This window comes from Terracoccus sp. 273MFTsu3.1, from assembly GCF_000383675.1.
Taxonomy (GTDB): Bacteria; Actinomycetota; Actinomycetes; order Actinomycetales; family Dermatophilaceae; genus Terrabacter.
In genome coordinates, this window is record NZ_KB911826.1 from 1 (window position 1) to 19,317 (window position 19,317).

Annotated in this window: 16 protein-coding genes and 1 pseudogene; 1 reads left to right on the plus strand and 16 read right to left on the minus strand. The window is 69.9% G+C overall.

The features are described 5' to 3' along the window. Positions 1–107 precede the first annotated feature (107 nt). Positions 108–377: pseudogene (locus tag H283_RS27850) on the plus strand (IS30 family transposase); the annotation flags it as partial. A 130-nt stretch (positions 378–507) separates the two neighbouring features. Here H283_RS27850 and H283_RS0118445 read toward each other — a convergent pair. From H283_RS0118445 to H283_RS0118520, 16 genes are all read right to left on the minus strand, one after another. Then, the gene (locus H283_RS0118445; RefSeq protein ID WP_020145004.1) at positions 508–1,524 is read right to left on the minus strand and encodes a polyprenyl synthetase family protein; all 1,017 of its coding nucleotides are present in this window, start codon (positions 1,522–1,524) and stop codon (positions 508–510) included. A 46-nt stretch (positions 1,525–1,570) separates the two neighbouring features. Next, a complete protein-coding gene (gene nuoN, locus H283_RS0118450; protein WP_020145005.1) occupies positions 1,571–3,184 on the minus strand; it encodes an NADH-quinone oxidoreductase subunit NuoN in 1,614 nt (537 codons plus the stop codon). Next, positions 3,181–4,782, minus strand: coding sequence for an NADH-quinone oxidoreductase subunit M (locus tag H283_RS0118455; protein WP_020145006.1), 1,602 nt, complete (start codon positions 4,780–4,782; stop codon positions 3,181–3,183). Before H283_RS0118455 ends, nuoN begins: the two co-directional genes overlap by 4 nt. Positions 4,783–4,790: 8 nt before the next feature. Beyond that, the gene (nuoL, locus tag H283_RS0118460) at positions 4,791–6,776 is read right to left on the minus strand and encodes an NADH-quinone oxidoreductase subunit L (RefSeq protein WP_020145007.1); all 1,986 of its coding nucleotides are present in this window, start codon (positions 6,774–6,776) and stop codon (positions 4,791–4,793) included. Between the two features lie 15 nt (positions 6,777–6,791). Continuing rightward, positions 6,792–7,082: an NADH-quinone oxidoreductase subunit NuoK gene (gene nuoK / locus H283_RS0118465; RefSeq protein WP_369791903.1), complete on the minus strand. Its 291-nt coding sequence runs from the start codon at positions 7,080–7,082 to the stop codon at positions 6,792–6,794. A gap of 5 nt (positions 7,083–7,087) precedes the next feature. Beyond that, positions 7,088–7,876 (minus strand): NADH-quinone oxidoreductase subunit J, encoded by a 789-nt coding sequence (locus H283_RS0118470; RefSeq protein ID WP_020145009.1) that lies wholly within the window; start codon positions 7,874–7,876, stop codon positions 7,088–7,090. Further along, on the minus strand, positions 7,873–8,682 hold the full coding sequence (nuoI, locus tag H283_RS0118475) for an NADH-quinone oxidoreductase subunit NuoI (protein WP_020145010.1): 810 nt from the start codon (positions 8,680–8,682) through the stop codon (positions 7,873–7,875). Before nuoI ends, H283_RS0118470 begins: the two co-directional genes overlap by 4 nt. Then, the gene (gene nuoH, locus H283_RS0118480) at positions 8,675–10,096 is read right to left on the minus strand and encodes an NADH-quinone oxidoreductase subunit NuoH (protein ID WP_020145011.1); all 1,422 of its coding nucleotides are present in this window, start codon (positions 10,094–10,096) and stop codon (positions 8,675–8,677) included. The genes nuoI and nuoH overlap by 8 nt, the downstream gene beginning before the upstream one ends. After that, entirely contained in the window at positions 10,093–12,534 is a 2,442-nt protein-coding gene (locus H283_RS0118485; RefSeq protein ID WP_020145012.1) for an NADH-quinone oxidoreductase subunit G, read from the minus strand. The genes nuoH and H283_RS0118485 overlap by 4 nt, the downstream gene beginning before the upstream one ends. After that, positions 12,531–13,862, minus strand: coding sequence for an NADH-quinone oxidoreductase subunit NuoF (nuoF, locus tag H283_RS0118490; protein WP_020145013.1), 1,332 nt, complete (start codon positions 13,860–13,862; stop codon positions 12,531–12,533). Before nuoF ends, H283_RS0118485 begins: the two co-directional genes overlap by 4 nt. Beyond that, positions 13,859–14,617: an NADH-quinone oxidoreductase subunit NuoE gene (nuoE, locus tag H283_RS0118495; protein WP_020145014.1), complete on the minus strand. Its 759-nt coding sequence runs from the start codon at positions 14,615–14,617 to the stop codon at positions 13,859–13,861. Before nuoE ends, nuoF begins: the two co-directional genes overlap by 4 nt. Further along, entirely contained in the window at positions 14,614–16,002 is a 1,389-nt protein-coding gene (locus H283_RS0118500) for an NADH-quinone oxidoreductase subunit D (RefSeq protein WP_020145015.1), read from the minus strand. The genes nuoE and H283_RS0118500 overlap by 4 nt, the downstream gene beginning before the upstream one ends. Beyond that, positions 16,002–16,784: an NADH-quinone oxidoreductase subunit C gene (locus H283_RS0118505; protein WP_020145016.1), complete on the minus strand. Its 783-nt coding sequence runs from the start codon at positions 16,782–16,784 to the stop codon at positions 16,002–16,004. Before H283_RS0118505 ends, H283_RS0118500 begins: the two co-directional genes overlap by 1 nt. Beyond that, positions 16,781–17,335, minus strand: a complete 555-nt coding sequence (locus H283_RS0118510; protein WP_020145017.1) for an NADH-quinone oxidoreductase subunit B family protein — start codon at positions 17,333–17,335, stop codon at positions 16,781–16,783. Before H283_RS0118510 ends, H283_RS0118505 begins: the two co-directional genes overlap by 4 nt. A 78-nt stretch (positions 17,336–17,413) precedes the next feature. Then, positions 17,414–17,773 carry an NADH-quinone oxidoreductase subunit A gene (locus tag H283_RS0118515; RefSeq protein ID WP_020145018.1) on the minus strand — a complete coding sequence of 120 codons (360 nt, stop codon included), beginning with the start codon at positions 17,771–17,773 and terminating at the stop codon, positions 17,414–17,416. Positions 17,774–17,900: 127 nt separating this feature from the next. After that, the gene (locus H283_RS0118520; RefSeq protein ID WP_020145019.1) at positions 17,901–19,220 is read right to left on the minus strand and encodes a geranylgeranyl reductase family protein; all 1,320 of its coding nucleotides are present in this window, start codon (positions 19,218–19,220) and stop codon (positions 17,901–17,903) included. Positions 19,221–19,317 lie beyond the last annotated feature (97 nt).

The following is a 19,317-nucleotide window of genomic DNA, read 5'->3' on the forward strand; positions in this document are numbered from 1 at the left end:
GGCTGCCGGGCCGGCGCGACGCCGCCACCGTCACCGACCGGCTCACCACGATGATCACCACGCTGCCCGCGCACCTGGCCAAGACCCTGACCTAGGACCAAGGCGCCGAGCTGGCCGACCACGCCCGGTTCACCGTCGCGACCGACTGCAAGGTCTACTTCTGCGACCCGCACTCGCCCTGGCAACGCGGCACCAACGAGAACACCAACGGCCTGATCCGCGAGTTCTTCCCCAAGGGCACCGACTTCACCACCGTCCCCGACGAGCAGATCGCCCACGTCGAACAGCTGCTCAACACCCGCCCCCGAGCCACCCTCGGCTTCCACACCCCCGCCTCTAAACTCAACGCACTACTCACCGTTGCGCACACGCCCTGAAACCGCCGAGCGCTCCGTCCCACCCGACGTGTGACCGAGCGCTCACTCGACTGGGGCGGAGCGCTCACTCGACGGTCGTGACCACGCGTGCATGGCGGTGCGCTTGCTGTACGGGTGGGTGGAGGCTCGGTCAGCCGACGCGGTCGACGACCGAGAGGGCCAGGGCCTGCAGGGCTGCCTTCGCGTCGCTGTCGGGCAGCGGGTCGAGCAGCGCCTGCGCCTCGCGGGCGACGGCATACGTCTCGTCGCGGGCCACCGCGAGAGCCCGGTGGGACCGCAGCAGCCCGAGGGCCTCGGCGAGGGCGGCGTCGCCGGTGAGGTCACCGTCGAGGAGCTCGAGCAGACGGGCGTCCGACGCGTCGGCGGGATCGGCCATGGCACGGAAACGCAGCACGGCCAGGGTGTCGACACCCTCACGCAGGTCGGTGCCGGGGATCTTGCCGCTGTCGTCGGCGTCGGACGCGATGTCGATGAGGTCGTCGGCGAGCTGGAAGGCGATGCCGAGCTTCTCGCCGTAGGACCGCATGATCTCGACCGACTCGGGTGAGCCGCCGCTGAACATGACGCCGTAGCGTCCGGCCGTCGCGATGAGCACGCCCGTCTTGTCGGCGAGGACGCCGAGGTAGTAGTCGACGGGGTCGACGCCCTCGGGGCAGGGACGGTCGTCGCGGATCTGCCCGTTGCAGAGGCGCACGAACGTCTGGGCCTGGATGAGGACGGCCTCGGCGCCGAGACCCGCGACGAGCTCGGACGCCTTGCCGAAGAGCAGGTCGCCCACGAGGATCGCGGTCGAGTTGTCGTAGGCCGCGTTGACCGACGCGACGCCGCGTCGCACGCTCGCCTCGTCCATGACGTCGTCGTGGTAGAGCGAGGCGAGATGGGTCAGCTCGACCCCTGCCGCAGCCGCGACGACGTCGTCGTTGATGCCCTGCCCGAGCTCCGCCGCGAGGAGCGTCAGCAGCGGCCGGAACCGCTTGCCGCCCGCCGCCACGAGGTGTCCCGACGCGGCCGCGATGAACGGGTCGTCGTGGTCGACGACCTGCGTCAGCAGGGCGTCGACCCGGGCCAGCCCGTCACGCAGGCGCGACGACAGGTCCGCGGTGGCCCCGGGGATCCCGAGGACCGGCGGGGTGGCGTGCGTCGTCATCGAGCCCCGTGACCGGACGAACGACCCTGCAGCAGTGGCTGAGCCGTCATCGGACGAACTGCGAGGCGCGGTCGGCCAGGTCGAGGAGCGCCGACGGCAGGACGCCGAGGGCGAGCGTCGCCAGGGTGCCGATGGCGATGGAGAACGTCGTCGACACCGACGGGATGACGACCTCGACGGCGTCGTCGGGGGCGTCGCTGAAGAACATCAGGACGATGACCCGGGCGTAGACGAACACCGTGATCGCGCTGCAGAGGACGCCGACGACGGCCAGGACGGTGCCGGTCGCGCCACCCGTGCCGATCGCCGCCGAGAAGACGCCGAACTTCGAGACGAAGCCCGAGGTCAGCGGGATGCCGGCGAAGGCGAGCATGAGGAAGGCGAACGCGCCGGCCACGACCGGGTAGCGCTTGCCGAGCCCGGCCCACTGCGACAGGTGCGTGGCCTCGGCGCCGTTCTGGCGCACGAGCGAGACGATGGCGAACGCCGCGATCGTCGAGAAGCCGTAGGCGACGAGGTAGAAGAGCACCGCGCCCACGCCCTTGCGGTCGAAGGCGAGGACGCCGACGAGGATGAAGCCCGCGTGCGCGATCGAGGAGTAGGCGAGCAGACGCTTCATGTCGGTCTGCGTCACCGACAGCACCGAACCGACGACCATGGTGAGCAGGGCGACGAGGACGAGCGCGTTGGTCCACTCCCAGCGACCGGTGTCGAGGCCGACGTAGGCGAGGCGCAGGATCGCGCCGAACGCGGCGGCCTTGGTGCACGCGGCCATGAAGCCGGTGACCGGCGTCGGGGCGCCCTGGTAGACGTCGGGCGTCCACGCGTGGAACGGCACCGCACCGACCTTGAAGAGCAGGCCGACGAAGACGAGGAACGCGCCGGGCAGCAGCAGTCCGTTCATCGCGAGCGGTCCGGAGGCGATCGCCTTGGACAGGTCACCGAAGTAGACCGAGCCGGCGTAGCCGTAGAGCAGGGCCGTGCCGAAGAGGAAGAAGGCCGAGCTGAAGGCACCGAGCAGGAAGTACTTCAGGGAGGCCTCCTGCGAGAGCAGGCGGCGACGGCGGGCCAGGCCCGAGAGGATGTAGAGCGGCAGCGAGAGCACCTCGAGGGCGACGAACATGCCGATGAGGTCGTTCGTCGTCGGGAAGAGCATCATGCCGAAGATCGCGAACATCGTCAGCGGGAAGACCTCGGACGTCAGCGCGCCCGCGCGGGCCGCCGCCGTCTCGGTGGCCGAGCCCGGCGTCGAGGCACCGCTGGGGGTGAACGCGTCGGGGCCGACACCGCCGAAGCGCTCGGCCATCGTCAGGACGCCGAGGACACCCAGGAGCAGGATCGTGGCCTGCATGAACAGGGCCGGTCCGTCGACGGCCAGGGCGAAGAGCTGGCGGTTGGTCGAGCCGTCCGTCAGGCCCATCGTCAGGCCCTGGTGCTTGGCCGCGAGGATGATCGCCGCGGCGGCTGCGAGCAGGCCCACGACGGCGAGCGTCACCTGGATGGCGTGGCGACGCTCCCGCGAGGCGAACGCCTCGACGAGGACGCCGATGAGCGCCGTGCCGAAGACGATGAGCAACGGCAGGATCGCGAGGTAGTCGACGTTCGACTGCTGGAACGCTGCGGGAAGCGTGGGCAGCGCCAGCGGAGCGACGGCGGTCACTTCGAGCTCCCTTCGGCCACGGTGCCGGCCGGGTTGAGGGTCGGAATGGCTTGCTGGACGTGCGACAGGGTCTTGTCGACGGCCGGGTTGATCACGTTGAGCGCGAGGTTCGGCAGGAAGCCGAGCACGACGAACGCGGCGATCAGCGGCGCCGCGACGAGCTTCTCGCGCGTCGTCAGGTCACGCACGGCGGTGAGGCCGCGACGGCCGGACTCGTCGAGCCGGTCGTGCTCGCGCTCGCCCACGAGGCCCTCGGGCTTCGGGCCGGTCATGACCCGCTTGTACATGAGCAGGATGTAGAGCGCGGCGAGGATGATGCCGGTCGTCGCGATGACGGCGGCCACCGGCTGTGTCGGGAAGCTGCCCACGAGCACGAGGAACTCCGAGACGAAGCTCGACAGGCCCGGCAGGGCCAGGCCCGAGAGACCCGCGACGAGGAAGATGCCCGCGAGGGCCGGCGTGATGCGCTGCCAGCCACCGAAGTCGGGGATGCGCTTGCTCCCCCGACGCCGCACGAGCATGGCCGCGAAGAGGAAGAGCGCGGCCGTCGAGAACCCGTGGTTGACCATGTAGAGCGTGGAGCCGCCCTGACCGACGTTGGTGAAGGCGAAGATGCCCAGGACGATGAAGCCGAAGTGGCTCACGGACGTGTAGGACACGAGGCGCATCATGTCGGTCTGGCCGATCGCGAGGAGCGCTCCGTAGATGACGGAGAGCACCGCGAGGGCCACGACGACCGGCGTCGCCCACGTGCTGGCCTCCGGGAAGAGCTGGAGGCAGAAGCGGATCATCCCGAACGTGCCGACCTTGTCGAGCACGCCGACGAGCAGCGTCGCCGTCGCCGGCGAGGACTCGGTGGCGGCGTCGGGCAGCCACGTGTGGAACGGCACCATCGGCGCCTTCACCGCGAAGGCGAAGAAGAAGCCGACGAAGAGCAGCCGCTCGGTGGTCGGGTCGAGCGAGAGACCGGTGAGGCGCTCGATGAGGAAGCCGTCGGTCCCGCCGGGGCCCTGCAGGTAGAGGGCGATGACGGCGACGAGCATGATGAGCCCGCCGGCCAGCGAGAAGAGGAGGAACTTCATCGCGGCGTACTGCCGGCGCGGCCCGCCGAAGCGGCCGATGAGGAAGTAGACCGGGATGAGCATGGCCTCGAAGAAGACGTAGAAGAGGAACACGTCGGTGGCGGCGAACACCCCGACCATGAACGTCTCGAGCACGAGGATGAGCGCGAAGTACGTCTTGACGCGCTGGCCGCCTCGGGGGCCGACCTCCTCGGGCACGTCGTGCCAGGCGGCGAGCAGGCAGATCGGGGTCAGCACGAGCGCCATGAGGATGAGCACGAGCGCGATGCCGTCGACGCCGAGCGAGTAGCTGACGCCGAACTGCGGGATCCACGGGTGCTGCTCACCGAGCTGGAACTGCTTGGTCGAGGCACGGTCGAACTGCGTCGCGGCGATGATGCCGACGACGAGCGTGACGAGCGAGAACCCGATCGCCATCCGCTTGGCGTTCTCGGCGCTCCCCGGCACGAAGGCGACGACGAGCGCGCCCACGAGGGGGATGAGGCCGAGGATCGTCAGCCAGGGGACGGTGGACATTGCGGTCATCAGGACATCACCCAAAGAGCACCGAGGATGGCGACGACACCAGCGAGCATCGTCAGGGCATAGGAGCGCGCGAAGCCGTTCTGCAGCTTGCGCAAGCGGGAGCTCGTCCCGCCGACGAGGGCGGCGAGGCCACCGGCCGCACCGTCCACGCCCTTGCTGTCGGCGAAGACGAGCGAGCGCGTGAGGTGGATGCCGGGTCGCATGAGGAGGGCCTCGTTGACCTGGTCCTGGTAGAGGTCCTTGCGCGCCGCCTGCGTCAGCAGCGACCCCGCCGGAGCCGTGACCGGCACGTCGTCGCGCCAGTAGCGCAGCCAGGCCAACGCCGCACCGGCGGCGACGAGGACGAGCGTCAGGGCCATGAGGACCGGCACCGGGATGACCGGGTGGGCACCCTCGGGCTCGGCGCCGGTGACCGGCTCGAGCCAGGAGGTGAACAGACCCGTCGGGCCGAGGATCAGACCGAGGAAGGCCGAGCCCACGGCGAGGACGATCATCGGGATCGTCATGAGCTTGCCCGACTCGTGGGGGTGCACGTCGTCCGTCCAGCGCTTCTTGCCGTGGAAGGTCATGAAGAACAGGCGCGACATGTAGAAGGCCGTGATGCCGGCACCGATGAGGGCGGCCATCCCGAAGACCCACGGGCGCCAGCCCTCGCCGATGAAGGCGGCCTCGATGATCTTGTCCTTGGACCAGAAGCCGGAGAACGGGGGCACGCCGAGGATGGCGAGCCAGCCGACGGCGAACGTGGCCCACGTGAGCTTCATGGCGCCGGACAGCCCGCCGAAGCGGCGCATGTCGACCTGGTCGTTCATGCCGTGCATGACCGACCCGGCCCCGAGGAACATCCCGGCCTTGAAGAAGCCGTGCATGAGCAGGTGGAAGATCGCGAACGCGTAGCCGACCGGGCCGAGACCCGCGGCGAGCATCATGTAGCCGATCTGGCTCATCGTCGAGGCCGCGAGGGCCTTCTTGATGTCGTCCTTGGCGCAACCGACGATCGCACCGAAGAGCAGCGTGATCGCGCCGACGATGACGACGACGAGCTGGGCCGTGGGCGCCGCCTCGAAGATCGGCGCCGAGCGCACGACGAGGTAGACGCCGGCGGTGACCATGGTCGCGGCGTGGATGAGCGCCGAGACCGGCGTCGGGCCGGCCATGGCGTCACCGAGCCAGCTCTGGAGCGGGAACTGCGCCGACTTGCCGCAGGCGCCGAGCAGGAGCATCAGGCCGATCGCCGTCATGAAGCCCTGGTTCGCGTTGCTGCCGGCCGCGCCGAGCACCGTCGCGAAGTCGACCGCGCCGAAGTGGAAGAACATCACCATGATCGCGATGGACAGACCGAGGTCACCGACGCGGTTGGCGACGAACGCCTTGTTGGCCGCGGTCGCGTAGGCCGGGTTGTAGTTCCAGAAGCCGATGAGCAGGTAGCTCGCGAGGCCGACGCCCTCCCAGCCGACGTAGAGCAGCAGGTAGGAGTTGGCGAGGACGAGCAGCAGCATCGCCGCGACGAACAGGTTGAGGTAGGCGAAGAAGCGCCGCTTGTCGACGTCGTGCTCCATGTACCCGATCGAGTAGACGTGGATGAGCGAGCCGACGAAGGTGATGAGCAGGACGAAGACCATGGACAGCTGGTCGACGAGCAGACCTGCGCTCACCTTGAACGAGCCGGCGGCGATCCAGTCGAAGAGGTCGATGCCGACGGCGCGGTCCTCGGCTCCACGGCCGAGCATCGCGAGGAAGACGAGCGCGCCGACGACGAATGCACCCCACGAGAGGGCGGTCGCGAGCACGGGCCCGAACCTGTCGGTGCGGCGGCCGCCGAGGAGGAGCACGGCGGCACCGAGCAGCGGCAGCGCGACGAGCAACCACGCGTATGCCGTCACCCCGGTGGCGGCGTGCGCCTCACCTTCGTGCGTGGCGAGGCCCGCGGCATACGTGCTCAGCGTGCTCGACGAGCTCGCGAGCGTCTGGACGAGAGTTCCCATTCTGGCCGGCGCTCCTTACAGCTTCAGCAGGTTGGCGTCGTCGACCGAGGCCGAGCGGCGGGCGCGGAAGATCGCCATGATGATGGCGAGTCCCACGACGACCTCCGCGGCTGCGACGACCATGACGAACAGGGCCATGACCTGCCCGTCGAGGGCGCCGTGCATCCGGGAGAAGGTGACGAGGGCGAGGTTCGTCGCGTTGAGCATGAGCTCGACGCCCATGAAGACGATGATCGCGTTGCGTCGCACCAGCACGGCAGCCGCGCCGATGGCGAAGAGCAGCACCGAGAGGTAGACGTAGTGCATCGGGCTCACTTGGACCGACCTTCCTCGATCTCGCGCTCCATGTGGCGCTCGACGTCCTTGAAGCCGTCGGTCGTGGCGACCTGGTCACGGGCCACGAGGACACGCGAGACGGACAGGTCGCTCGGCGTGCCGTCGGGCAGCAGTGCCGGGGTGTCGACCGCGTTGTGGCGGGCGTAGACACCCGGCGCGGGCAGGCCCGCGACGTTCTTGTTGTCACGAACGCGCTTGGCGGCCCACTCGGCCTGCGTGATGCGCGGCGTCAGACGCTCGCGATGCGCCAGCACCATGGCGCCGAGGGCGGCCGTGATGAGCAGGGCCGAGGTGACCTCGAAGATCCAGACGTACTGGCCGAAGATCAGCTCGGCGATGCCGGTCACGTTGCCGGTCTCGGCGTTGGACGAGACGAGCTTGTCCATCCCCGTCTGCACGGTCTGCTCGTCCATGACGACGCGGCCCAGCGAGAAGACGAGGATGCCGGCAAGCCCGATGACGAGCAGCAGCGAGGCCCAGCGGTGGCCCTTGATCGTCTCGACGATCGAGTCGGACGAGTCGACGCCGACGAGCATGAGGACGAAGAGGAAGAGCATCATCACGGCGCCGGTGTAGACGAACACCTGCACGATCCCGAGGAAGTCGGCCTTCTGCATGATGTAGAAGATCCCGAGGATCACCATGACGAGCGCCATGCCGAGGGCGGCGTGGACGGCCTTCTTGGCGAAGAGCAGGCCCAGCGCGGCGAGGACCGCGATCGGGGCGAGCAGCCAGAAGCCGACGGCTTCGGCGGTGGAGGTCACGGGTTGGCCCCTTCCCTGGTCTCTGCTGCGGTCGGGTGGGTGGAGTGCACGAGGTCGTGGGCCCCGGGCACCGCGGCCCCGACGTTGCCGGGCCCGCCGGCATACGCGTCGTCCTCGTCGTGCGCCGCGTCGCGGGCGTCGACGTAGGCGCGCTGCGCGGCGGTCGGCTCGCTGACCTTGCCCTGGTAGTAGTCGCGCTCCTCGAGCCCGTCGGACATCGGGAAGGGCGGCGGGAGCATGCCACTCTGGAGCGGGGCCAGCAGCTGGTCCTTGGTGAAGATCAGCTTGCCGCGGTCGTTGTCGGCGAGCTCGTAGAAGTTCGTCATCGTCAGCGCGCGGGTCGGGCACGCCTCGATGCACAGGCCGCAGAAGATGCAGCGCAGGTAGTTGATCTGGTAGACGCGGCCGTAGCGCTCGCCCGGGCTGAAGCGGCCCTTGCCACCCTGGTCGAGCGGGGTGTCGTCGTTGTCGGCACCCTCGACGAGGATCGCGTCGGCCGGGCAGGCCCACGCGCACAGCTCGCAGCCGATGCACTTCTCGAGGCCGTCCGGGTAGCGGTTGAGCTGGTGGCGACCGTGGAAGCGCGGAGCCGTGGGGCGCGGCTTCTCGGGGTACTCCTCGGTCGCGACCTTGCGGAACATCGTGGAGAACGACACCCCGAAACCGGCCACCGGCGCGAAGAGCTCGGACAGGAAGCCCTTGCTGCGGTCGTCCTGACCGGGTCGCTGGTCACGGGGCGCGCCGACCTCCGAGCCCCTGGCGGGGCTCTTGGGTGACACGTCCTTGCCGACGGTGTCGTCAGCCATGGTCCTCCTCCTTGACGGCGGTCGAGGTGCTCGAGGTGCCGGCGGTCGTGAGCACGGGCTCGCGGGATGCCGCCAGCTGGTGGCCCGACCGGGTCGGCTCGTTGAGGCGCTGACCCGGCAGCGGCGGGACGGGGTAGCCGTCGCCGAAGGGGTCGATCTCCTCCGGCGGGGTCACGTCCTCGGCGGCGGCACGGGCGGCGCGCTTGTCGTCCCAGATCCACGCCGCGGCGAGGGCGATGACGGCGACGATGCTGACGATGACGACGGTCGCGACGGACAGCTCGCGGCCGGCGAAGGTCAGCTTGCTGTCACCGAGGAAGCCGAGCTGCGCGCCGCGGATGAAGGCGACGGCCACGACCCAGGCCAGCGTGATCGGGATGAGGAACTTCCAGCCGAAGCGCATGAACTGGTCGTAGCGGACGCGCGGCAGCGAGCCACGCAGCCAGACGAACAGGAACATGAAGAGCCACAGCTTGGCGGTGAACCACAGCAGGCCCCACCAGCCGCCGCCGAACATGTTGTCGTTGATCGCCGAGATGAACGGCGGGGCCTGCCAGCCACCGAGGAAGAGCGTGGTGGCCAGGGCCGAGACGGTGAACATGTTGACGTACTCGCCGAGGAAGAACATCGCGAAGCGCATCGAGGAGTACTCGGTGTGGAATCCACCGGTCAGCTCGCCCTCGCCCTCGGCGAGGTCGAAGGGCAGACGGTTGGTCTCGCCGACCATGGTGATGACGTAGACGGCGAAGCTGAAGAACGCCGGGAGGATGTACCAGAGCGAGCTCTGCGCCGAGACGATCGCCGACGTCGACATCGACCCGCTGTAGAGGAAGATCGCGACGAGCGAGAGGCCCATGGCGATCTCGTAGCTGATGACCTGGGCGGTCGAGCGCAGGCCACCGAGCAGCGGGTAGGTCGAGCCGGAGCTCCACCCGGCGAGGATGATGCCGTAGACGCCGACCGAGGCGACGGCGAGCACGAGCAGGACGGCGACGGGGACGTCGGTGACCTGCAGCGGCGTCTCGTGACCGAACATCGAGACGGTGCCGCCGACCGGGATGATCGCGAACGACACGAAGGCCATCGTCGCGGCGATGAGCGGCGCGAGGGTGTAGATGAGCTTCTCGGCGTTGGCCGGCGTGATGTCTTCCTTGAGCATCGACTTCATGCCGTCGGCGAGCGTCTGGAGCAGACCGAACGGACCGTTGCGGTTCGGGCCCGGGCGCTGCTGCATGCGGCCGATGACGCGGCGCTCGAACCAGATGACGAGCAGCGTCGAGACGAGCAGGTAGACGAAGATGCCGACGGCCTTGATCAGGGCCACCCACCACGGGGTGTCGCTGAAGTCGGCCGTGGGGTTCTCGGACACGGGCAGCGTGGCTGCCACCCCGTATGCGGTCAGGGCGAGGCTCATGCCGCACCACCCTTCGTGACGTGGACGCGGCCACCGGCGTCGGTGCCGAGGCCCGAGCGGATCGAGCAGTCCTTGGCATTGGTCGGGACCCAGACGACGCCGTCGACCATGCCCTCGGTGACGACCGCGGGCAGCGTGACGCTGCCGGCCGGGCCGGAGACCGTGACGTGGTCGCCCTCGGCGAGCCCCAGGCCGGCGGCCGAGGCCTCGGACAGACGGGCCACGGCGAGCGGCGCGGTGCCGGCGAGGAACGGCTCGCCGTCCTGCATGCGGCCGGCGTCGAGCAGCGTGGCCCAGCTCGACAGGACGAAGTCGCCGCTGCCGTCGGGGGCCGTCGCGACGCGCTGGCCGTCGGGGGCGCTCGTGGCACGCGCGCCGCCCCACGGGCCGAGGGCCTCGAACTGGGCGTGGATCTCGCGCTGGGTGCGGGTCTCGAGGAAGACGCCCATCTCGCTCGCGAGCATGTCGAGGGCGCGGTGGTCGCTGACCGCGTTGGTCTCGAGGGCCTCCTCGAAGGCGCGGACGCGGCCCTCCCAGTTGACGAAGGTGCCGGTCTTCTCGGACTGCGAGGCGACGGGCAGCACGACGTCGGCGACAGCCGTGACCGGCGACTCGCGCAGCTCGAGCGAGACGACGAACGCCTTCTCGAGCGCCGCGGCCGCGGCCGGGTCACCGAGGTCGTGCGGGTCGACACCACCGACGACGAGGGCCTCGATGTCGCCGGCCGCAGCGGCCGCGACGATGCCGGCCGTGTCGCGGGCCGGGGTGGCCGGGACCTGGTCGACGTCCCACACGCGGGCGACCTCGGCACGGGCCGAGGCGTCGGAGACCGGGCGTCCACCGGGCAGGAGCGCACCGAGCGCACCGGCCTCGAGGGCACCGCGCTCCCCCGCCCGACGCGGCACCCACGCGAGGCGGGCACCGGTGGCGGCGGCGAGGTCGGCCGCGGCGCGCAGGGCACCGGGCGAGGTGGCGAGGCGCTCACCGACGAGCACGACGCCACCGGCACCGAGGGCCTCGCGGGCCTTCGCGCCGAGCTCGGTCGAGCCGAGGTCGGTCAGGGCCGAGGCCTCGTGACCGGGGACGGTCGGCAGCAGCGTGCCGCCCACCTTGGTCAGGCCGCGCGTCGGGTGGGACGCGACGGCATACACCTGCGTCTTGTGCTTGCGGAACGCCTTGCGCAGGCGCAGGAACACGATCGGGCTCTCGTCCTCGGGCTCGAAGCCCACGAGCAGGACCGCCTTCGCGGCCTCGAGGTCGGCATACGTGACGGCGCCGCCATCGGGTCCCGTGGCGGCGACGTGCTCGGCGAGGAAGGCGACCTCCTCGGCCGAGTGCGGTCGCGCCCGGAAGTCGACGTCGTTGGTGCCGAGCACGACGCGCGCGAACTTGCCGTAGGCGTAGGCGTCCTCGGCGGACACGCGTCCACCGACGAGCACGCCGGCCCTGGCGCCGGCGAGACCGGCCGCCGCAGCGGCGAGGGCCTCGGGCCAGCCGACGACCTGCAGCTCGCCGTCGGCGTCACGCACCATGGGCAGCTCGACGCGGTCGGGCAGCGTGGCGTAGGTGAACGCCCAGCGGCCCTTGTCGCAGTTCCACTCCTCGTTGACGGCCTGGTCCTCGGCCGCCATCCGGCGCAGCACGACGCCGCGGCGGTGGTCGGTGCGGATCGCGCAGCCGCTCGCGCAGTGCTCGCAGACCGACGGCGTCGACACGAGGTCGAAGGGCCGGCTGCGGAAGCGGTAGGCCGCACCGGTCAGCGCGCCGACCGGGCAGATCTGGACGGTGTTGCCCGAGAAGTAGCTCTCGAACGGCTTCTCCTCGTAGATGCCGACCTGCTGGAGCGCACCACGCTCGACGAGCGCGATGAACGGGTCACCGGCGACCTGGTCGGAGAAGCGGGTGCAGCGGGCGCAGAGCACGCAGCGCTCGCGGTCGAGCAGGACCTGCGAGGAGATGTTGACCGGCTTGGGGTAGGTGCGCTTGACGTCGTCGAAGCGCGACACCGGGCGGCCGGCGCTCATCGCCTGGTTCTGCAGGGGGCACTCGCCGCCCTTGTCGCAGACGGGGCAGTCGAGCGGGTGGTTGATGAGGAGCAGCTCCATGACGCCCTGCTGCGCCTTGTCGGCGACCTTGGACGTGGCCTGCGTGTTGACGACCATGCCCTCGGACACCGCCATCGTGCACGAGGCCTGCGGCTTCGGCATGGGGCGGACGTTGCCCTCGCGGTCGGGCATCGCGACGTCCACGAGGCACTGGCGGCACGCGCCGACGGGCTCGAGCAGCGGGTGGTCGCAGAAGCGCGGGATCTCGACGCCGATCGTCTCGGCGGCGCGGATGACGAGCGTGCCCTTGGGGACGCTGACGGGCACGCCGTCGATCGTCAGGCTGACGTGGTCGGGCGCCGTGGGCGCCTTCGTCTCCGTCGTGGCGGTCATGCGGACACCATCCCGCTGGACTCCTTGGTCTGGACGTCGAAGAGGACCGACTTCTCGGGCGGGAAGAGCTCGTGGGCCGGCGTGTGCATGCCGGCCTCGAACTCCTCGCGGAAGTACTGCACGGCCGAGGTGATCGGGCTCGTGGCCGCGTCACCGAGCGCACAGAAGCTGCGGCCGAGGATGTTGTCGCAGATGTCGACGAGCTTGTCGATGTCGTCCTGCGTGCCCTGGCCGTTCTCGATGCGGTTCATGATCTGGCGCAGCCACCACGTGCCCTCGCGGCACGGCGTGCACTTGCCGCAGGACTCGTGGGCGTAGAAGTCGGTCCAGCGCGCGACGGCGCGCACGACGGACACGGTCTCGTCGAAGACCTGCAGCGCACGCGTGCCGAGCATCGAGCCGGCCGCGGCGACCGAGTCGAAGTCGAGGGGCACGTCGAGGTGCTGGTCGGTGAAGATCGGCGTCGAGCTGCCGCCCGGCGTCCAGAACTTCAGCTTCTTGCCGCCGCGCATGCCGCCGGCGAGGTCAATGAGCTCGCGCATCGTGATACCGAGCGGGGCCTCGAACTGGCCCGGGTTGGTGACGTGGCCCGAGAGGCTGAAGATGCCGAAGCCCGTGGACTTCTCGGTGCCCATGCCCTTGAACCACTCGGAGCCCTCGAGGATGATCCCGGGCACCGAGGCGATGGACTCGACGTTGTTGACCGACGTCGGGCGGGCGTAGAGCCCGGCGGCGCCGGGGAACGGCGGCTTGAGGCGCGGCTGGCCGCGACGGCCCTCGAGCGAGTCGAGCAGCGCCGTCTCCTCGCCGCAGATGTAGGCGCCGGCGCCGGCGTGCACGGTGATGTCGACCTTGACGCCCTTGCCACCGACGTTGTCGCCGAGGTAGCCCGCGGCACGGGCCTCCTCGACGGCGCGCAGCAGGCGGCGGTAGACGTGGACGACCTCACCGCGGAGGTAGATGAACGCGTGCTCGCAGCCGATGGCGTACGAGGAGATGGCCACCCCCTCGATGAGCGCGTGCGGGTTGGCCATCATGAGCGGCACGTCCTTGCACGTGCCCGGCTCGGACTCGTCGGCGTTGACGACGAGGTAGCGCGGGCCGCCGTCGGGCGGCGCCATGAACGACCACTTCATGCCGGTCGGGAAGCCGGCGCCACCGCGGCCACGGATGCTGGAGTCCTTGACGGCGTCGATGATCGCCTGCGGCTCCATGTCGAGCGCCTTGGTGAGGGCCTTGTAGCCGTCGTGGCGCTCGTAGGTCGCGAGGGTCCAGGACCGCGGGTCGTCCCAGAACTTCGTGAGGATCGGGGTCAGGGTGTCGGTCACTTCGATCCGTCCTTCCCGTCGGCCTGCGACGAGTGCGAGCCGTTGCGGTCGGCCCCGGGGGCGACCCAACCGCGGTCGTTGGCGATCTTGAGACCGAGCAGGGACGCCGGGCCGGCGCCCACACCCTCGTCGGCGCGGCCGTCCTCGAAGCCTGCGAGCACCCGCGAGACCTCCTTGAACGTGCAGACCTTGGCGGCGCCGCGCGTCGGCGCGACGTCCTTGCCGGCGCGGAGGTCCTCGACGAGGCCGATCGTGCTCTCCGGCGTCTGGTTGTCGAAGAACTCCCAGTTGGCCATGACGACCGGCGCGTAGTCGCACGCGGCGTTGCACTCGACCCGCTCGAGGGTGATCCTGCCGTCCTCGGTCGTCTCGTCGTGGCCGATGCCGAGGTGCTCGGAGAGCCGGTCGAAGATGAGGTCGCCGCCCATGACCGCGCACAGCGTGTTCGTGCAGACGCCGACGGTGTAGTCACCGTTGGGGTGGCGCTTGTACTGCGTGTAGAAGGTGGCGACACCGCTCACCTCGGCCTCGGTGAGGTCGAGCACCTCGGCGCAGAAGCTCACGCCGCGGCCCGTGACGTAGCCGTCGACCGACTGCACGAGGTGCAGCAGCGGCAGCAGCGCCGAGCGCTTCTGCGGGTAACGCGAGATGACCTCAGCGGCGTCGACGTGCAGCTTCTCGAGGACGTCGGCGGCATACGGCGCCTTGGACTCGGGGCTGACGTGCAGGTGGCCTGAAGCGTCGTGACCGCTCAACGGTCCACACCTCCCATGACGGGGTCGATCGAGGCCACGGCGACGATGACGTCGGCGATCTGGCTGCCTTCGCACATCGCGGCCACGGCCTGCAGGTTGTTGAAGCTCGGGTCGCGGAAGTGCGCGCGGTAGGGGCGCGTGCCACCGTCGGAGACGACGTGGCAGCCGAGCTCGCCCTTCGGCGACTCGATGGCGACGTACGCCTGGCCCGCCGGCACCCGGAAGCCCTCGGTGACGAGCTTGAAGTGGTGGATCAGGGACTCCATCGAGGTGCCCATGATCTCGCGGATGTGGTCGAGGCTGTTGCCGAGACCGTCGCTGCCCAGCGCGAGCTGCGCCGGCCACGCGATCTTCTTGTCGGCCACCATGACCGGGCCCTCGTTCGCCTGGAGGCGGTCGGTCGCCTGCTCGATGATCTTCAGCGACTCGTACATCTCGTCGATGCGGATCCGCAGGCGGCCGTAGGCGTCCTGGCTCGTGCGGGTCTTGATCTCGAAGTCGTACGTCTCGTAGCCGCAGTACGGGTCGAGCTTGCGCAGGTCGTGCGGCAGGCCGGTCGAGCGGAGCACCGGGCCGGTGATGCCGAGCGCCATGCAACCGGCGAGGTTGAGCACCCCGACGTCGACCGTGCGGCCCTTGAGGATGGGGTTCTCGTTGAGCAGCGCCTCGAGCTCGCCGAGACCGCGCCGCACCTCGGGCACCATCTCGCGCAGCGCGTCGATGCAGCCGGGCGGCAGGTCCTGCGCGACACCGCCGGGGCGGATGTAGGCGTTGTTCATGCGCAGGCCGGTCACCATCTCGATGACGCGCAGCAGGCGCTCGCGCTCCCGGAAGGCGACGGTCATGACCGTCGTCGCGCCCATCTCCATGCCACCGGTGCCGAGGCAGATGAGGTGGCTGCTGATGCGCGTCATCTCCATCATGAGCACGCGGATGACGCTGGCCCGCTCGGGGATCTGGTCGGTGATGCCGAGCAGCTTCTCGATGGCGAGGCAGTAGGCCGCCTCCTGGAACATGGGCGTGAGGTAGTCCATGCGCGTGCAGAACGTGACGCCCTGCACCCAGGTGCGGTACTCCATGTTCTTCTCGATGCCGGTGTGGAGGTAGCCGATGCCCGCGCGGGCCTCGGTCACCGTCTCGCCGTCGATCTCGAGGATGAGGCGGAGCACGCCGTGGGTGGACGGGTGCTGCGGCCCCATGTTGACGACGATGCGCTCCTCGCCGAGCGAGGTGGCCTCGTCGACGAGGTCGTTCCAGTCGCCGCCGGCGGCGTTGAAGACGTGGGCGCCCTCGCTGGCCTGCTCGTCGGCCACGGACGTGGCGTAGACGTCGTTGGCGCCGGGCTCCGGCACCTCGGTCTGGGTGAACTCGGTGTGCGTGCTCATCAGTTGTACGACCTCCGCTGGTCCGGCGGCGGGATGGTGGCGCCCTTGTACTCGACGGGGATTCCGCCGAGGGGGTAGTCCTTCCGCTGCGGGTGGCCCGGCCAGTCGTCGGGCATGAGGATTCGGGTGAGGGCCGGGTGGCCGTCGAACTCGATGCCGAACATGTCCCACGTCTCGCGCTCGTGCCAGTCGTTGGCCGGGTAGACGGAGACGATCGACGGGATGTGGCGGTCGTCGTCGGGGCACGAGACCTCGACGCGGACCCGCCGGCCGCCGTGGGTGATCGACAGGAAGTGGTAGACCGCGTGCAGCTCCTCGCCGGTGCGGTTGGGGTAGTGCACGCCGGAGACGCCGGTGACGATCTCGAAGCGCAGCGACGCGTCGTCGCGCAGGACGCGGGCGACGGCCACCAGGTGCTCGCGGCGGACGTGGATCGTCATCTCGCCCCGGTCGACGACGACGCGGTCGACGGCCTCGCCGTAGGAGGCGGTGCCGCCGACGAGGCCACGCTCGAGGTTGTCGGCGATCTCGTCGAAGTAGCCGCCGTAGGGGCGCTCCGAGGCGCCGGCGACGAGGATCGGGCGGACGAGGCCGGAGTAGCCGGTCGTGTCGGCGCCCTGGGTCGCGCCGAACATGCCGTGACGGACGCCGACGACCTCGGGCTCGGACGCGCCGCCCGTCTGGGCGAGCTCGATCTCGTGGGGCGTCAGGCCGGAGGCCTGGTCCTTCGTCGTGTCGGCGTTCACGGCGTTCGTGTCGTCCTTCTTCTCGCCGTCGCTCATGCGAGGAGACCCTTCATCTGGTGCGTCGGCGTCGCGGAGAGAGCCGCGGCCTCGGCGGCCTTGGCCGCCTCCTCGCGGTTGACGCCGAGCGGGGAGGTCTCGATCTGGTGGTGCAGCTCGATGATCGCGTTGAGCAGCATCTGGGGGCGCGGCGGGCAGCCGGGCAGGTAGATGTCGACCGGGATGATGTGGTCGACGCCCTGGACGATCGCGTAGTTGTTGAACATGCCGCCGGAGCTGGCGCACACCCCCATGGAGATGACCCACTTGGGGTTGGGCATCTGGTCGTAGACCTGGCGCACGACGGGGGCCATCTTCTGGCTGACGCGGCCGGCGACGATCATGAGGTCGGCCTGGCGCGGGGTCGCCGAGAAGCGCTCCATGCCGAACCGGGCGATGTCGTAGTCGGGCGTGCCCACTGCCATCATCTCGATGGCGCAGCACGCGAGGCCGAACGTGGCCGGCCAGATCGAGGCCTTGCGCATGTAGCCGGCGAGACCCTCGACGGTCGAGAGCAGGAACCCGGCTGGGAGCTTCTCTTCGAGACCCATTGCTTACTCCTTAACCTTTCCTGACGAACCCGGTGGACGCGTTCCCGCTCGTGCGGGTGCTCACGTGGTCATCTGGCGTCAGTCCCACTCGAGGCCGCCGCGACGCCAGACGTAGGCGTACGCGACGAACACCGTGAGGATGAACAGGACCATCTCGACCAGTGCGAAGAGGCCGAGCTTGTTGAAGGCCACCGCGAACGGGTAGAGGAAGACGGACTCGATGTCGAAGATGATGAAGAGCATCGCCGTCAGGTAGTACTTGATCGGCACGCGGCCACCGCCGGCGGCCTGGGGCGTCGGCTGGATGCCGCACTCGTACGCCTCGAGCTTGGCGCGGTTGTAGCGCTTGGGCCCGACGACGAGCGAGGTGAAGACCGACAGCGCGGCGAACGCGAAGCCGAGCCCCAGCATGAACAGGATCGGGACGTAGGAGTTCATCCGAGGTCACGTGCCTTTCGGTCGTGCTTGACGTGCGAAGCAGGGGCGCAGGTGCGCGGCGCACCCATCCTAGGGGCGTCGGCATCGATTGTGCTCGGCGTCACAATGGCGCCGGCGGGCGGGTGGCTCATGCGCTCGGAGCCAGCCGCGAGAGGGTGGTGATGAGGCGGTCGCTCGCGCCCTTGCTCGTCGGGTCGGCGAGGTTGGCCATGATCTTGAGCAGGAGCGGCATGAGCTTCCTGCGGGGCAGTCCGTACTTCGTCGCGAGCCGCATGACCTCGGGGTTGCCGATGGCGTGGGCGAACCAGCGACCGAGGGTGAAGTAGCCGCCCAGCTCGTCCTTCATGACCTTGGGGTATGCCGCGAGCACCCGTTCGCGCGCAGCGTCGCTCGGGCGCGCCATGGCCTGGGCGACGAGCTCGGCGCCGAGGCGCGCGGCCTCGAGGGCGTAGTCGATGCCCTCGCCGTTGAAGGGGTTGACCATGCCGCCGGAGTCGCCCACGAGGAGCAGACCGTCGGCGTAGAGCGGGGTGCGGTTGAAGCCCATCGGCAGCGCGGCGCCCCGGATCGGACCGGCCGACTCGTCGTGCTCGAGCTGCCACTCGGGGTTGATGTCCTCGACCCAGCGACGCATGACGTCCTTGTAGTCGGTCTTCTGGAAGGCCGACGTCGTGTCGAGCGTGCCGAGGCCGACGTTGGTCCGGCCGTCCTCGAGCGGGAAGAGCCAGCCGTAGCCGGGCATGAGGATGCGGTTGCCGTCGTCGTCGCGGCTCCACAGCTCGAGGTGGCTCTCGAGGTAGTCGTCGCGCTTCGGCGTCGTGTAGTAGGCGCGGACGGCGACGCCCATGACGCGGTCCTCGCGCTTGGGTCGGCCGACGGCCGTGGCGAGGCGGCTCGAGACGCCGTCGCTCGCGACGACGACGGGCGCGCGGTAGGTGACGGTCTCGCCCGTCGCGCGGCCGGCGTCGTCGAGGCGCTTGGCCGTGACGCCGGTGACGCGGCCCGAGGAGTCCCGGAGCGGGGTGGAGACGCTCGTGCGCTCGTGGAGGCGCGCACCCCTGGACTCGGCGTGGCGGGCCAGGCTCTCGTCGAGCTGGGCGCGGGTGCGCACCATGCCGTAGCCCGGGAAGGCGTCGGACTCGGGCCAGTCGAGCTGCAGCGTGTGGCCGCCGCCCTTGATGCGCAGCCCCTTGGTGCGCTGCCACCCCGTCGTGTCGACGCCGAGGGAGATGAGCTCCTTGGTCGCGCGGGGGGTCAGGCCGTCACCGCAGATCTTGTCGCGGGGGAAGGCCGACTTCTCGAGGAGGACCACTTCGAGACCGTGGTCGGCGAGGTAGGCCGCCGTCGCACTGCCACCCGGACCGGCGCCGACGACGATGACGTCGGCCCGCTCGACGGGTGCAGCACCAGACCCCGAGGGGCTGGGCGCGACGCTCGAACTGGTCATGTCTCCCTGCACGCTTCCGAACCGCTTGTGAAGATCTTCACGAACTAACTTCGGGAGTCTATTCCCGCGATTTCGCGCTTGTCAGATAAGGCATGCC